The organism is Mesorhizobium sp. M1A.F.Ca.IN.020.04.1.1 (genome assembly GCF_003997315.1).
Lineage (GTDB): Bacteria > Pseudomonadota > Alphaproteobacteria > Rhizobiales > Rhizobiaceae > Mesorhizobium.
On the sequence record NZ_RZSN01000018.1, the window covers coordinates 1 to 13620 of the forward strand.

The 13620-nt window shown below is 65.4% G+C and carries 14 protein-coding genes; 3 read left to right on the plus strand and 11 right to left on the minus strand.

The features are described from left to right. The first annotated feature begins 60 nt into the window (after positions 1–60). Positions 61–942 carry a LysR family transcriptional regulator gene (locus EOA49_RS06370; RefSeq protein WP_127239276.1) on the plus strand — a complete coding sequence of 294 codons (882 nt, stop codon included), beginning with the start codon at positions 61–63 and terminating at the stop codon, positions 940–942. Here EOA49_RS06370 and EOA49_RS06375 read toward each other — a convergent pair. After that, the gene (locus EOA49_RS06375) at positions 902–1357 is read right to left on the minus strand and encodes a hypothetical protein (RefSeq protein ID WP_127239275.1); all 456 of its coding nucleotides are present in this window, start codon (positions 1355–1357) and stop codon (positions 902–904) included. The genes EOA49_RS06370 and EOA49_RS06375 overlap by 41 nt on opposite strands. Between EOA49_RS06375 and EOA49_RS06380 the strand changes: the two genes are divergently transcribed. Together EOA49_RS06380 and EOA49_RS06385 are read left to right on the plus strand one after the other, a co-directional pair. After that, entirely contained in the window at positions 1356–1796 is a 441-nt protein-coding gene (locus EOA49_RS06380) for a hypothetical protein (RefSeq protein ID WP_067002179.1), read from the plus strand. The genes EOA49_RS06375 and EOA49_RS06380 overlap by 2 nt on opposite strands. A 68-nt stretch (positions 1797–1864) precedes the next feature. Further along, positions 1865–3955: a phosphatidylserine/phosphatidylglycerophosphate/cardiolipin synthase family protein gene (locus EOA49_RS06385; protein WP_127239278.1), complete on the plus strand. Its 2091-nt coding sequence runs from the start codon at positions 1865–1867 to the stop codon at positions 3953–3955. A 1-nt stretch (position 3956) separates the two neighbouring features. Here EOA49_RS06385 and EOA49_RS06390 read toward each other — a convergent pair whose 3' ends face one another. The 10 genes from EOA49_RS06390 to rsfS all read right to left on the minus strand — a co-directional run bounded on the left by EOA49_RS06390 (position 3957) and on the right by rsfS (position 13514). After that, positions 3957–5216, minus strand: coding sequence for a D-amino acid dehydrogenase (locus tag EOA49_RS06390; protein ID WP_127239274.1), 1260 nt, complete (start codon positions 5214–5216; stop codon positions 3957–3959). A 20-nt stretch (positions 5217–5236) separates the two neighbouring features. Then, on the minus strand, positions 5237–5767 hold the full coding sequence (locus EOA49_RS06395) for a nucleoside-diphosphate kinase (protein WP_127239273.1): 531 nt from the start codon (positions 5765–5767) through the stop codon (positions 5237–5239). Next, positions 5764–6183 (minus strand): nucleoside diphosphate kinase regulator, encoded by a 420-nt coding sequence (rnk, locus tag EOA49_RS06400; protein WP_127239272.1) that lies wholly within the window; start codon positions 6181–6183, stop codon positions 5764–5766. Before rnk ends, EOA49_RS06395 begins: the two co-directional genes overlap by 4 nt. Before the next feature lie 272 nt (positions 6184–6455). Then, entirely contained in the window at positions 6456–7598 is a 1143-nt protein-coding gene (alr, locus tag EOA49_RS06405; protein WP_245460553.1) for an alanine racemase, read from the minus strand. Between the two features lie 200 nt (positions 7599–7798). Next, positions 7799–8314 (minus strand): RNA pyrophosphohydrolase, encoded by a 516-nt coding sequence (locus tag EOA49_RS06410; RefSeq protein WP_067319545.1) that lies wholly within the window; start codon positions 8312–8314, stop codon positions 7799–7801. A gap of 51 nt (positions 8315–8365) precedes the next feature. Beyond that, the gene (locus tag EOA49_RS06415) at positions 8366–9565 is read right to left on the minus strand and encodes a divergent polysaccharide deacetylase family protein (RefSeq protein WP_127239271.1); all 1200 of its coding nucleotides are present in this window, start codon (positions 9563–9565) and stop codon (positions 8366–8368) included. A gap of 212 nt (positions 9566–9777) precedes the next feature. Beyond that, positions 9778–11109: a S41 family peptidase gene (locus EOA49_RS06420; protein WP_067001610.1), complete on the minus strand. Its 1332-nt coding sequence runs from the start codon at positions 11107–11109 to the stop codon at positions 9778–9780. Position 11110: 1 nt separating this feature from the next. Then, on the minus strand, positions 11111–12445 hold the full coding sequence (locus EOA49_RS06425) for a murein hydrolase activator EnvC (protein ID WP_127243095.1): 1335 nt from the start codon (positions 12443–12445) through the stop codon (positions 11111–11113). A gap of 147 nt (positions 12446–12592) precedes the next feature. Further along, entirely contained in the window at positions 12593–13075 is a 483-nt protein-coding gene (rlmH, locus tag EOA49_RS06430) for a 23S rRNA (pseudouridine(1915)-N(3))-methyltransferase RlmH (protein ID WP_095799737.1), read from the minus strand. A gap of 61 nt (positions 13076–13136) precedes the next feature. Next, positions 13137–13514, minus strand: a complete 378-nt coding sequence (gene rsfS / locus EOA49_RS06435; protein WP_059189846.1) for a ribosome silencing factor — start codon at positions 13512–13514, stop codon at positions 13137–13139. Positions 13515–13620 lie beyond the last annotated feature (106 nt).

The following is a 13620-nucleotide window of genomic DNA, read 5'->3' on the forward strand; positions in this document are numbered from 1 at the left end:
CGGCAGGACAGAGGGGGGTGGGGGGGAACGCAGCGCTGGCGACTAACCTGGACCATCCCCATGAACTGGGATGATGTCCGCATCTTCCTCGCCGTGGCGCGCGCCGGCCAGATCCTCGGCGCGGCAAAACGGCTGGAGCTTAACCACGCCACCGTCTCGCGACGGCTCGCGGCGCTCGAGGAAGCGCTGCGGACGAAACTCTTCCGTCGCCTGACCACCGGCAGTGAGCTGACGCCGGCCGGCGAGCGCTTCCTCGACATCGCCGAGCGCATGGAGAGCGACATGATCGCAGCGCGCTCGACCATCGCCGGCGAGGGCGACGACGTCTCCGGCACGGTGCGCATCGGCGCTCCCGACGGTTTCGGTGTCGCCTTCCTCGCCAAGCGTTTGGGCGAGCTGACGGCGCTCCACCGCGAGCTCACGATCCAGCTGGTGCCGGTGCCGCGCTCCTTCTCCCTGTCGCGGCGCGAGGCCGACATCGCGATTACCGTCGAGCGGCCGACCGAGGGTCGATTGGTGGCAGGAAAGCTGGTCGACTATACGCTCGGCCTGTTCGCCTCCCGCACCTATGCGGAAGCCAACGGCCTGCCGAAGTCAGCAGCCGAGCTCGATCGGCACACGCTGATCGGCTATGTGCCCGACCTCATCGTCAGCCCTTCGCTCGACTATGCCGCGGAGTTCAGCCCGGACTGGCGCACCAGCTTCGCCATCTCGTCAGCGCTTGGCCAGGCGGAGGCGGTGCGCTCGGGCGCCGGCATCGGCATCCTGCATACCTTCGTCGCCCGCTCGATGCCGGAGCTGGTGCCGGTAGACATCGTCGCGCCCATCCGCCGCGCGTACTGGCTGGTCTATCACGAATCGGTGAGGCCGCTGCGCCGGGTCCAGCTCGTCGCCAATTTCATCACCAGGGCGGTGGAGCGGGAAAAAGGGTTGTTCGTGTGATGCCGTCCAAAAAGGCCGATCCGCTTTCGAACCGCCATTGAGCCGCATCGAGGACGAAAGAATTCACAACCTCGTCGGCCTCAGCCGCGAACGGCGCCCACATCCGGCCGGCTTCCTCGGCGCTGTTGCCCATCAGCCCGCAGGTGACTAAGCCGTAGTGGCCCTCGCGTATCGAAATCGCGATCCTGGCGTGGCCTAGAAGCTGACATCGCCGTCGCCGAGGTGGAAAATCCATGCCGGCCATCCGCACGGGATAGCCGTCCGGGAATCGCGCCAGCCTGTCGTTGCTGAAACTGGCCGAACCGAAGGCGGAGCCGACCCGCCTTGCGCTTGCCACAAAATCGGCCAGTGTGGCACCAGTGCTTCGCCATGCCATGGCAGGCGAGGGGGAATCTTGGAAAGCCGGCGCAGACATGCGAGCCATTCTTGCCATCCTGCCGCTGCTTTGCCTCTCCGGCTGCGCCAATCCGTGGGCCAGGGTTCCCGAAGCTGAACTGCCGAAGCCGATCCGCTATGCGATGGCCCGCCCCTCGCCTTTCGTCTTCGGCAATTATTGCGGTCCCGGAACCCGCACCGGCGATCTCTCGGCCACCCCGGTCGACCGGCTCGATGCCGCCTGCCGGATCCACGATGCCTGCTATATCGCCCGCCACAATCATTGCGATTGCGACGGCGCGCTGATCGCTTCGGCAAGGACGATCCGCGGCGACAAGACGGCGCCAAGGAAGATGCGCGGCGAGGCCGAGCTCTTGATAGCCACCTTCGCGCTTCCGGTCTGCAAGGTCTTTCCGCAGGGCTTCATGCCGCCGCGCGATCCCGCCCAGCTCAAGGTCATGAACGGGGCGACCGGGTGAGACCGGGAGCCGTCGTGACCAGGCTGCTGCTTGGCCTGGCGCTGACCGCGCTCGCCGGATGCGCCGGCATGCCGGGCCGTTCCGCCTGCGCCTTCTTTCCGGGAGACGGGGCCTGCGCGCGTGCGCCCATCTCGGCGGATCGAAGCGGCGCCGAGATCGCCAGCGCCCGCTACTTCGCGGACAATGGCAATGCCGCCTATGAAAAGCGATTCGAGGCGTTGCTGGCCCAAAGCCGAATCGATGCGCTCGACCGCACCAACGGCACCGGCCGCTTCGGCCGTGACTGGCGCGACGTCCACAATGATCGTTTCCAGGCAACTTATCCGGCCCTGCGACGGCTGGCGAAGCCGCTCGACAGCACGGAGCAGCCGCTGGCTTCAGGCAAACCGGGCGAAGGCCATTTCACCGGTCGCTGGCGCATGTCGCGCCAGACGCTCTATCTCGACGCTGCCGCCAGGCCGTCCGCCCCCAAGAGCTTCAGCTTCTCCGGTCTGCAGGCGCGCTCGGTCGAGATCGTGCTCCGCCAGGCCGGCCGGCAAACGGTCGTGATCGGCGGCAGCTGCGACGGATCGCTGGCGATGCGCGTCTCGGGCCGGTCGCGCACAATTGCCAAAGGTGCCCCGTTCCATCTCAGCCTGCCGGCGGCCGAGACATCTGCCAGCCTGTTTCCAAGCGAAGCGCTCACCCGCTGCGACCTCACCGTCAGCTCCAGCCTCGCGCCGTCCGGCGCGAAGCTTACCATCCTGCGCGAGGAGGCCGCCGACCCTTGGATCACGGCACTCGACAGCCGCTATGATCGTTGTCCGGTGCCAGATCCGGCCGGGCTCGAAGCGCTCGACCGCGCCTTTTATGCCGGCCGCTGGCTGTCGCAGACCTGCGCGCTGCCGCTCGGGTCGCCGACCCTGCTGCGCAAATCGCGCGACGGCTTCAATTCCAAGGTCGAGGCGCTGCTCGGCAAGACGCTGCCCGACAGCGCCTTCGACAAGGCCGATCCCGAACTGCCGCTCGATTTCTCCAACGCGCCGAGACTCAAGCTGATCTATCTGTCGTCGCTGGAGTTCAAGGCGGACTTTTCCGGCCGCATCATGGAGCGGCTGATCCGCCACCACGCGGCGCTCGGCACCAAGGTACGCATCCTGGTCACCGACGTGCTGGAGCGCGACAAGGACGACGCCCTGCTGCATCGGCTGGCGGCGGAGTTTCCCAATATCCAATTGCAGGAATATCGCTGGCAGGCCGATCACGGCGCGCCGATCGACGAGCAGCTCTCACAGCTGCACAAGACCCATCACATCAAGATGCTGGCGACCCTGGCCGAGGAACCCGGCCGCTCGCGCGTCATCATCGGCGGCCGCAACATCCATGACGGGTTCCTGTTTCATAAGCCGATCGACCTGTCGCGCTACCCTCAGCTGCAGCAATACGGCGAGACCGACGGCTTCTCGCTCAACTACTATTCCAACTGGAGCGACTTCGACATCGAGATCGCCGACCAGGCGACGGTCGAAACGCTGGCCGCGCATTTCTCTACCGTCTGGCTGCGCGATGCCGACACCAACCTGTCGCGGCCGTTTTCCATTCCGGTTCGTTCCGGTGGCCACCCGCAAAGCGTGGTGCGGCACTTCATTTCCGTGCCTTACGAGGACGGGCATGCACTGGAAAACTACTTCGTCGAACTGATCGACACCGCCGAGCACCGCATCGAGATCGTCAATCCCTATCTCAACCTGACGCCCAGTCTCGCGAGAGCGTTCGATCGGGCGCTGGCCCGCGGCGTCAAGATCGACGTCGTCGGGCGCATCGATCTCAAGGGCGACATAGGCGGCCGCTTCCTCACCGCGCTCAACAAGCTATTCGTGGAGAAATATGGCGACCGCATCAACATCCGCGAATTCAAGGCGCCCGACGTGGTGCTGCATTCCAAGATCATGATGATCGATCAGCGCCTGGTGACGATCTCCTCGGTCAACCTCAACAATCGCAGCTTCGTCCACGACTCGGAAAACGGCATGATGGTGCTCGATCCTGCCTTCTACCGCCGCATGAAGTCGGTCTACGACGACTATCTCGCCCATTCGCAGCCGGTCGCCACCAATGTCACGATCGGCTGGGCTTACCGGCTGCTGTTCAGCAATGGGTGGGTGAAACAGGCCTTTTAAATCAAGCCTTGATGTAGCGGTCCGGGCTGAGGTCGAGCGCGTTGATCTCCGGCACCCGGTTGGAAATGATATCGGCAAGCACTTTCGCCGAGCCGCAGGCCATGGTCCAGCCCAGCGTGCCGTGGCCGGTGTTGAGATAGAGGTTGGACAATTCGCTGCGCCCGACCAGCGGCGGCCCGTCGGGCGTCATCGGCCGCAAGCCACACCAGAAACTCGCCGCCTTGAGATCGCCGCCGCCCGGAAACAGGTCGCCGACGGAGTGCTCGAGCGTGCGGCGGCGCGATTCATGCAGACGAAGGTCGAAGCCCGAAATCTCCGCGGTGCCGCCGACGCGGATGCGGTCGCCGAGCCTGGTGATCGCCACCTTGTAAGTCTCGTCCATGATGGTCGACACCGGCGCCGCCGCCGCGTCCGTTATCGGCACCGTGATGGAATAGCCTTTGACCGGATAGACGGGGATCGGCCGTTTCATCCTGCGCATGAAGGGAGCCGAATAGCTGCCAAGCGCCATCACATAAGCCTCCGCCGTTCGCCAGCCCTTGTCGGTGCCGACCTGGACGACGCGGTTTCGGTTCCTGACGACGCGCCGGATGCTCGTGCCATATTCGAAGGCGACACCGCGCGCCACGCAAAGCTCGGCCAGCTTGTCGGTGAACATCTTGCAGTCGCCGGTCTCGTCGCCGGGCAGCCTCAGCCCACCGACGAATTTTTCCCGCACACCGGCCAGCGCCGGCTCGGCCGCGATGCAGCCGTCCCGGTCGAGGAGCTCGTAGGGAACGCCATATTTTTTCAGCACCTCGACATCGCCGCCGGTGCCGTCGAGCTGCTTCTGCTTGCGGAAGAGCTGCAGCGTGCCCTTGGCTCGCTCGTCATAGCTGATGCCGATCGTAGTGCGTAGCGCCTTCAGCGTGTCGCGGCTGTACTCGGCCAAGGGCACCATGCGCGACTTGTTCAGCGCATAGCGCTGGGCCGTGCAGTTGCGCAGCATCTTCAAGAGCCATGTCCACATATGCGGATCGAAGGCCGGCCGCACCACCAGCGGTCCGTATTTCATCAACAGCCATTTGACGGCTTTCACGGGAATGCCGGGCCCGGCCCATGGCGAGGCATAGCCCGGCGACACTTCGCCGGCATTGGCGAAGCTGGTCTCCAGCGCCGGTCCCTGCTGCCGGTCGATCACCGTGACTTCATGGCCAGCCTCGGCAAGGAAGTAGGCGGTGGTGATCCCGATCACACCGCCGCCCAGCACCAGGACTTTCATTCTATTGCTCCTCAAACCGATCATGCCGCCGAAGGGCCGGGATCGTCGCCTTCTGTCTGCCGGATTTTGCCGCCCCCGCCAAGGGGCCAACGATCGCCTGCGGCGCTGTACACCAGCCTCGGGCCAAGGGGTCGCCGTCCGGCAGTCCGAGCCGCCTGATGCTCGGCCTCCGGCTGGTAGGCCACATCCTCGAGAAGGATGCGCTCGCGGCTGCCGTCGGGGCGCTCGGCCACTACCGACTGGCCCGCCCTCATGCCGAGCAGGCAGAGGCCGCGCCAGGTGCCGAGCGGCAGGCCGAATCCGACAGGAGCGGAGGCGTCGCCCAGCATCAACGTCCTCGTCTCCGGGGCTCCGTCGTTGATCCGGAAGACTACCCGGCTGTTCAGCGTGGCGATGTCGGGCTCGACCATGCCGGCCGGGATGATGTCGCTCTCGGCGAGCTTGCGTTCGAGCATCGGCACGATCGCGTCGGCAAAGGCGCGCCGGCGCATCAGCATCGCTTCGAGAACCGCGAGATCCTTCGGCGTGAGGCGATAGATGGTCCTGGTCATGGCGCTCTCCGCGACGCGGATTGCTCGACCGCGTGGATGGTCGCCGAAAGCACCCGGCCGTCGCGGCTTCGCCAGGAGACTGTGCGGCCGGCACGCGCGCCGATCAGCGCGGTTCCGAGCGGCGTCAGCACCGAGATGCGTTTTTCGGCGATGTCGGCCTCGGCGGGATAGACTAGCGTGACGCGCTGAATGCTTCCTTCCCCGTCGTGAAGCGTCACCGTCGTGCCCATCCGCACGACATCGGCTGGCATCGCCGCTTCGGCGGCGATCCGCGCGCGGTCCATCTCGGCGAGCAGGTCCTCGGCCATCTCGGGCGTCCGCTCGAGAAAGGTTCTGGCAAGGCCGCTGAGCCGGTCGTGGTCCGCGTCGCTGACGAGGATCGTGTTTCGGGAACGCGATTGGGTTGTGGCATTCATGGCAAACCTCCTGGATTTGCACGTCGACGAACCGACGCGCGCTGCAGCCCGCTCAAAGGCGGCGACGAAGAGCCGACAGCCGCGAAAGGCTGGCTGGCTCGAATGACGATGTCAGGAATTCAAATGCCCCGGCTCGGCGGTCGCCAACACGACCGCGCCGGGGCTACGCTCCCGCGATGGGGCAAACCCTGAAAAAGGTTCTGCTATGGGCGAGGTTGCTCATGCCTCGACCCTTGCCGAGATGCATCGGCTTGTCAAGCAAGCCGCCCCTTTCACCCTCCGATGTAGCGGCGGTGAAAGCGCGCACCCAAGCTGGCCAGCACCTCGTAGCCGATGGTTCCGGCATGTGCGGCCGCGTCGTCGAGGCTTTGCGACGGCCCGATGAGCTCGACGAGGTCGCCCTCGCCCAGTTGATCGACCGGAAGCGCTGAAATGTCGAGGACAATGGAATCCATCGATACCCGCCCGACGAAAGGCAGCCGCACGCCCTCAAACCAGGCGGCCGACGCCGCGCGCCGGTGCCAGCCATCGGCATAGCCGAGCGAGATTGTCGCCAGCCTGAGCGGTCCGCGCGCATGATGGGTGTGGCCGTAGCCGACGCCGGCGCCGTCTTCGACGTTGCGCGTCTGAGCCACCTTCGCCTGCAGCCGGACCACCGGCATCATCGGGTTCGCCTCGCCCGGCGTTGGGTTGATGCCGTAGAGCGCCGCGCCCGGCCGCGCGAGGTCGTGGTGGTAGGCCGATCCGAGAAAGATGCCGGACGAATTGGCAAGCGAGGCCGGCGCCTTGGGCAGCATCCCGCGCAGCCGCTCAAACGCGAGCCGCTGCGCTTCGTTGGCAGGATTGCGCGGCTCGTCGGCGCAGGCGAGATGGCTCATCACCAGGCGGATGTCGATGCCGCCGAAAGCATCCGCCGCGAGCGCCTCGACGTCAGCCGTCGGCATACCGAGCCGTGACATGCCGCTGTCGACCTGAACAGCGGCCGGCAGCTTTCGGCCGGCGGCAAGCGCCGCTTCACGCCACGCCCTCAACTGAGCGGTGCTGTTGATGACAGGATGAAGCCCAGTCGCGATCGCTTCCGGCTCGGAGCCCGGCGGCAGGCCGTTGAGCACAAAGATCTCATGTCCGGGTCCAAGCGCCTTGCGCAGCGCGATGCCCTCGCCGAGCAGCGCGACGAAGAAGATCTCGCAGCCTTCCTTCATCAGCGCCGATGCCACGCGCGCTGCACCGAGGCCATAGCCGTCGGCCTTGAGCACGCCGGCGCAGCGCACGCCCGCCAGCCGCGCCTTCAGCCGCCGGTAGTTCTCGCGGATGGCGCCAAGATCGATGGTCAGGATCGCGCCGGCTGCGGTTTCGCTGGGCATAAAGCCGCTGGTGGCGGTCGTTTGCGGCAAAGACGCTTTGGTGCCGGTCATCGGGGCAATTGCGTCAGACAAAGACGGGTCACACTTGTTGCGGAGCTGCTTGCTTCTCGACGCCAGCGAAGTGCGCTTGTCGCGCGTCGTTCATGTTTGCCTCTTTGCCTGCGGCGCATCTGCATCAACAAAGCATGATCTCGACTACGGTGCCAACCTCTTCGCTAACCGAACTTAGTTGGAAGCGCGCCTGCCATCGCCTAGCGAGCAAGATGCTGGAACGCGGCCACCACCTGCTCGTAGACCTTGCGCTTGAACGGCACGATCAGGTCGGGCAGCTCCCGCATCGGCCGCCATGCCCATTGGTCGAATTCGGCCTTGTGGCCGCCCGGCGGCGGATTGATCTCAATCTCGCTCTCGTCGCCCTCGAAGCGGTAGGCGAACCATTTCTGCGTTTGGCCGCGATAGCGGCCCTTGAAGGCGACGCCGACCAGATGCGGCGGCAGGTCGTAATTGATCCAGTGCGGCGCTTCGGCAAGCAGCGACACGCTGCGCATACCGGTCTCCTCGTAAAGCTCCCGCTCCGCCGCCGGGAGCGGCTCCTCGCCCTCGTCGATGCCGCCCTGCGGCATCTGCCAGAGTTTCGTGGTGCCGGAGAATTCGCTGTCCGGCTCGGCGATGCGATGCCCGACCCAGACCAGCCCGGCCGGGTTGAGGATCATCAGCCCGACGCAAGGGCGATAGGGCAGCGTTTCGGGATCGATCTTCTTGGCCATCGTTCAGATTTCCAGCCGTTTTGGAGATGTACTCAGGCGAAAGGGTCGGCGTCAGCCTTTTTGCGGATCGATCGCCACCGCCGAAATCGGCACGATCTCGATGCCGCGCTTCTTTGCTTCTGCCACCCAGGACGCAACCGTGTCGACGGTGATATCGAAGGCCGAGCCGATGCCGACGGCGCTGCCCTTGGCGCGTGCCGTCGCCTCGAGGCTGTCCAGCTTCTTGAGGATTTCGCCGCGGTCCTGCACCGCGTCGATCGCCATGTCGCCGGCGACGAACGGGACGCCATCCTTCAGCGCGAGGTCGGGCGCCAGGCTCCGCGCGGAGGAGCCGTCGTCGACATAGGCGAGCCCGCGCTTGCCGAGCTCAGCCATGAACGGGCCCATCGCGTTTGCATCAGCCGAGAAACGCGCGCCCATATAGTTCATGACCCCGGTATAGTTGGTCGTCCTCGACAGCGCCCAGTGCAGGCTCTTCAGGTTCTCGTCCGGACTCGCATCGACCGTCAGCGTGTTGCGCCCCGGATTGACGCTGGGATAGTCGAACGGCTCGAGCGGTATCTGCATGACGATCTCATGTCCGCTCTGGCGCGCCGCCTTCATCCAGCGGTCGATGCTGTTGCCCTGCGGCGCGAAAGCCAGCGTCACCTCGGCGGGCAATTTGGCGATCGCGGCCTGCGTGCCGGTCTGGGAGACGGCGAGCCCGCCGATGACGATCGCCACGCGCGCGCCGCGCGCGCCAGACCAGGGCCGCGCATAGACGTCGAACGGTCGGCGGCCATCGGCGGAGCGCACCGGCAGCGGGCCGCTGTCGCTCGCCTCGATCAGCGCCCTGTCGGGAATATGCGCGACCTTGAGATTCTGGCTGAGCGTGGAAGGATCGCGGATGACGATACCGGCCTTCGGCGGGCCATCGCCCTCTTCAGACTGGACATGGATGATTTGCGGGCCATCGCTCTTCATCGGCGTGCTCGCATTGGGCTTCGCCGCCGCTACCTCGGCCGGTGCCGGCGTCGGCGCCGGTGCCGGCGCGGGGGCCGGCGCCACAATTACCTTCGGCGTCGAAACGGCCGTCTCTTGCGGTTTGCGGAAAGGTTTTTCACGCAACGCGATCGCACCGGAAATACCCAATACAGTGAGGATGGCGACCGCCGCGCCAAGCGTGCCGGCGCCGAAGGTGCGCGAGGCAGGGCGCTCTGGCCGGAGCGTCTGTCCGAGCGGGCGTTCGATGTCCTTGCCGATGTCAGCCAAGCCGCATCCCCAGGCCCGTGACGCGACTGATCGGATCAGCGGAGCTGATCGAATCGTCAGCGCTCACGCGCAAATTCAAAACCTTAGGCGACGCAGCGCCCGTTGCCGAACCACCCTGTCCCCGAATCAAACTGCCGGAACCTCGCGGTCCCGGCAGCATTGCATCGCTTCGGTCGGCCGGCCAGAGCGATCTGCCCCGGCCCTCCCCGTCTTTACTGGTTCAGCACAGCCTTGTCCGGGTTCGGCGGGAAGGCCGGATCGGTCTTTTGGCCGCGCAGCAGCTGTTCGGCATAGATCAGCTGCAGGTCGTCCTTCGGCTCCGGCGGCACATAGGCGGCCGAGCCCGAGCCGGTCGAGCTCTCGTCGGCCCCCTTGATGTGGCCCTTGAGGTCCGATTCGCCGCGGGTCAGGTCCCTGCCCTGCAGGTCCGGCGGCAGCGGCTGCTCGACCTTGATGTCGGGCGTGATACCCTTGCCCTGGATCGACTTGCCCGACGGCGTGTAATAGAGCGCCGTCGTGAGCCTGAGCGCGCCGTTCTCGCCGAGCGGGATGATGGTCTGCACCGAGCCCTTGCCGAACGACTGCGTGCCGACGACGGTGGCGCGGCGCAGATCCTGCAGCGCGCCGGCAACGATCTCGGACGCGCTTGCCGAGCCGCCATTGACCAGCACGATCAGCGGCTTGCCGCCGATGTCGTCGTTCTGCTTCGGCTTGGCGTCGAAGCGGGTAACGTCCTTCGGATCGCGGCCGCGGGTCGAGACGATCTCGCCGCGCTTCAGGAAGGCGTCCGACACGCTCACCGCCTGGTCGAGCAGGCCGCCCGGATTGAGGCGCAGGTCGAGCACATAGCCCTTCAGCTTGTCGTTGGGCACCTGCTTCTTGATGTTCTCGATGGCGTTCTCAAGATCGTCATAGGTCTTCTCGGTGAAAGAGGTGATCTTCATGTAGCCGATGTCATTCTCGACCCGGTACTTCACCGCCTTGACCTTGATGATGTCGCGCACGACCGTCAACTCGATCGGCTTGTCGGCGCCCTGGCGCAGGATGGTGAGCTTGATCGGCGTATTGACCGGGCCGCGCATCTTCTCGACCGCGTCGTTGAGGGTGAGGCCGCGCACCTCCTCGCCGTCGATCTTGGCGATATAGTCGCCGGCAAGCACGCCCGCCTTTGCGGCCGGCGTGTCGTCGATCGGCGTGATCACCTTGACCAGGTCGTTCTCCATCGTGACCTCGATGCCGAGGCCGCCGAACTCGCCCTTGGTCTGCACGCGCATATCCTGCGCCTGCTCGGCATTCATGTAGGACGAATGCGGGTCGAGCGAAGCGAGCATGCCGTTGATGGCGTTCTCAACCAGCGACTTGTCGTCCGGGGGCGTCACATATTGCGCGCGCACGCGCTCGAAGATGTCGCCGAAGATCGCCAGCTGCTTGTAGGTCTCGGAACCCGCAGCATTCGCCGCCGAGCCAGGTGCGCCGTAGACCAGGCTCATTGCCGATGCGCCCATCAGCGCGCCGGCAAACAGAAGCGACAATTTCCGCATCATTTCACGTCCTTCCAGAAAATCGGTCCGCCCACCAGGGGTTCGGATCGACGGGTTTTCCATCCTTGCGGAACTCAACATAGAGTTCCGGCGTCGCATTTCCATTCTGCGAGGCCGAGGTGCTTGCCACCCGGGCCTCTCCCATCGCGCCGATCGGCTCTCCTGCGAGCACCGACTGTCCGGTCGCGACGCTGATTCTGCTCATCCCCGCCAGGACGACATGATACCCATCGCCCGCATTGAGGATCAAGAGTTGACCATAGGAGCGAAACGGCCCCGCATAAAGAACGTTTCCATCCGCCGGCGCGGTGACGATGGCCCCCGATTGTGTCGCAACCATGTCTCCCTGCATCATTGCGCCATTGCCGTCGTCGGTGCCGAAGCGCCGTTTGATCTTGCCGATGACCGGCAGCGCGATCTGGCCCTGGAGCGCCGCGAACGGGGCGGAAGCGGCTAAACGATTGCCCTCCTGCACCGGCGGCGCGGCGGGTTCCGCCGTCGATGCGGTCGTGTCGGCGTCCGCCGATTTCCGATCGGCCGCCTTGGCCTGGTCGGCCGCCTTGCGCGCCTTGTCGGCCTCGAGCGAGGCGATGAGGTCCTTGAGGCTGCTGGCCTTGTCCGCCAGCTGCTGCGAGCGCTGCCGCTCTGCTGCCAGGGCCGCTTCGGTATCGGCCTGCAGCTTCTGCTTGGCCGCGAGCAGCATGGTCAGTCGTTTCTTTTCCGCCGTCTGCTCGGTGACGGCAGCGGTAAGCCGCCCGCGTTCGGCCTCGATGGAGGCCGTCACCCGGGTCTGTTCCTTGAGATCGGCGAGCAGCCTGTCGGTCTGCTGGCGCAATTCCGGCACCACGGCGCCGAGCAGGATGGCACTGCGCACCGACGACAACGCGTCCTCCGGCTTGACCAGGATCGCCGGTGGCGGATTGAGCCCCATGCGCTGCAGCGCGCCGAGCACCTCGGCAAGTACGTCGCGCCGCGCCACCAGCGAAGCGTGCAGCTTCTCTTGCTCGGCCTTCAGTCCTTCCAATTTGGCGCCGATGTCCTCGATGTCCTGGCCGAGCTTCTGCTCGGTCATCGCCGACTGGATCAGCGCCGCACTGATCGAGGCATGGTCCTTCTTCACCGTCGCGACGTCGGCGGCAAGCTTGGCCAGCCGCTCGGAGGACAAGGAGATTTCCTTGGAGACCTGCTCGTATTCGACCCGGCTCTTGTCGGGGTCCGGTGCGACATCGAGCGAATTTTCCGCGGCCATAGCCGGCCCGAGCGCGATCAGCGCGGCGACTAGTGTCAAGCCGCAGCGGCTGCGCCAGGCGCGCGTTCTCGAATTCCAGCCTTCAGACATCAGGCCTCGACTCTATCCGCCGCTTCGTTAACGAACCATCAACCATGTTGGAGCACCCGCAACAACCGTGATGTCGGTTCATTGAGGCGGAAATCGGTGCAAGCGGACGTGATCCCCAGCTTTCGGGGTCACAGCGCGAACGATGACTCACGAGCGGTGATAGGGATGCCCGGCAAGGATGGTGGCGATGCGATAGAGCTGTTCGCCGAGCATGACGCGCACCAGCTGATGCGGCCAGGTCAGCGCTCCGAACGACAACACCAGATCGGCCTCTTCGCGCAAGGATTTGTGATGGCCGTCCGCGCCGCCGATCGCGATGACCAGCGCCTTGCGGCCGCTGTCGCGCAACTGGCCGATGCGGGCCGCCAGGTCCTCCGAGGACAGCGCCTTGCCGCGTTCGTCGAGCAGGAACAGCACGTTGCCTTGCTGCAGCTGACCCTGCAGCTTCTGGCCCTCCTCGCGGCGACGTTCGTCGGCGCTCTGGCCGCGGCTCTCGGATGTCTCGACAACGCCGGCAAATTCCAGCCCGACCGCGGGCCCACTCTTGGCGAAGCGCTCGAAATAGCGGTCGGCGAGCTCTCTCTCGGGGCCGGTCTTCATCCGGCCCACGGCATGAACGGTGATCTTCATCCTCGCCTCGGCGAGCTCTCGATCGGCGCCGGACCGGAACGGTCACGGCCCGCGATACGGCTCAGTGCAAGGTCTCTTCCTCGAGATCCGGCGCCTGCCACATCTTTTCGAGATTGTAGAATTCGCGGACTTCGGGACGGAAGACATGGACGATGATGTCGCCGGAATCGATCAGGACCCAGTCGGCGCTGGCCAGCCCTTCGACGCGCGCCATGCCGAGACCGGCATCCTTGAGCGCCTTGAGGAGATGGTCGGCGACCGCCGAGACATGGCGGTGCGATCGGCCCGATGCGACGACCATATAGTCGCCGAGGCTCGATTTACCCTGGATGTCGATTGAGACGATGTTTTCGGCCTTGGAGTCTTCCAGACTGGCAAGGACTGTCTTGATGGCGAGGGAGGCAGCATCGCTTCCGCTGATCCCGGCCGGCGAAGGCACGATATCGGCCTTCTTCCGCAGTGCTGTTCTCAGTGTGTTTCCTTTCCCAATAAGAACAACCAAATCACCCGGCAAATCAGGTGACCCTGCTTAGATAGGCAGAGTT

Excerpts from the sequence above, each read along its gene's own strand:
- EOA49_RS06410 (WP_067319545.1), bottom strand. The coding sequence starts at position 8,314 with ATGGCCAAGAAGATCGATCCCGAAACGCTGCCCTATCGCCCTTGCGTC.
- EOA49_RS06425 (WP_127243095.1), bottom strand. The coding sequence starts at position 12,445 with ATGTCTGAAGGCTGGAATTCGAGAACGCGCGCCTGGCGCAGCCGCTGC.
- rlmH (WP_095799737.1), bottom strand. The coding sequence starts at position 13,075 with ATGAAGATCACCGTTCATGCCGTGGGCCGGATGAAGACCGGCCCCGAG.
- rnk (WP_127239272.1), bottom strand. The coding sequence starts at position 6,183 with ATGAATGCCACAACCCAATCGCGTTCCCGAAACACGATCCTCGTCAGC.
- alr (WP_245460553.1), bottom strand. The coding sequence starts at position 7,598 with ATGACCGGCACCAAAGCGTCTTTGCCGCAAACGACCGCCACCAGCGGC.
- EOA49_RS06380 (WP_067002179.1), top strand. The coding sequence starts at position 1,356 with ATGCGAGCCATTCTTGCCATCCTGCCGCTGCTTTGCCTCTCCGGCTGC.
- EOA49_RS06420 (WP_067001610.1), bottom strand. The coding sequence starts at position 11,109 with ATGATGCGGAAATTGTCGCTTCTGTTTGCCGGCGCGCTGATGGGCGCA.
- EOA49_RS06395 (WP_127239273.1), bottom strand. The coding sequence starts at position 5,767 with ATGACCAGGACCATCTATCGCCTCACGCCGAAGGATCTCGCGGTTCTC.
- EOA49_RS06390 (WP_127239274.1), bottom strand. The coding sequence starts at position 5,216 with ATGAAAGTCCTGGTGCTGGGCGGCGGTGTGATCGGGATCACCACCGCC.
- EOA49_RS06370 (WP_127239276.1), top strand. The coding sequence starts at position 61 with ATGAACTGGGATGATGTCCGCATCTTCCTCGCCGTGGCGCGCGCCGGC.
- EOA49_RS06375 (WP_127239275.1), bottom strand. The coding sequence starts at position 1,357 with ATGTCTGCGCCGGCTTTCCAAGATTCCCCCTCGCCTGCCATGGCATGG.
- EOA49_RS06385 (WP_127239278.1), top strand. The coding sequence starts at position 1,865 with ATGCCGGGCCGTTCCGCCTGCGCCTTCTTTCCGGGAGACGGGGCCTGC.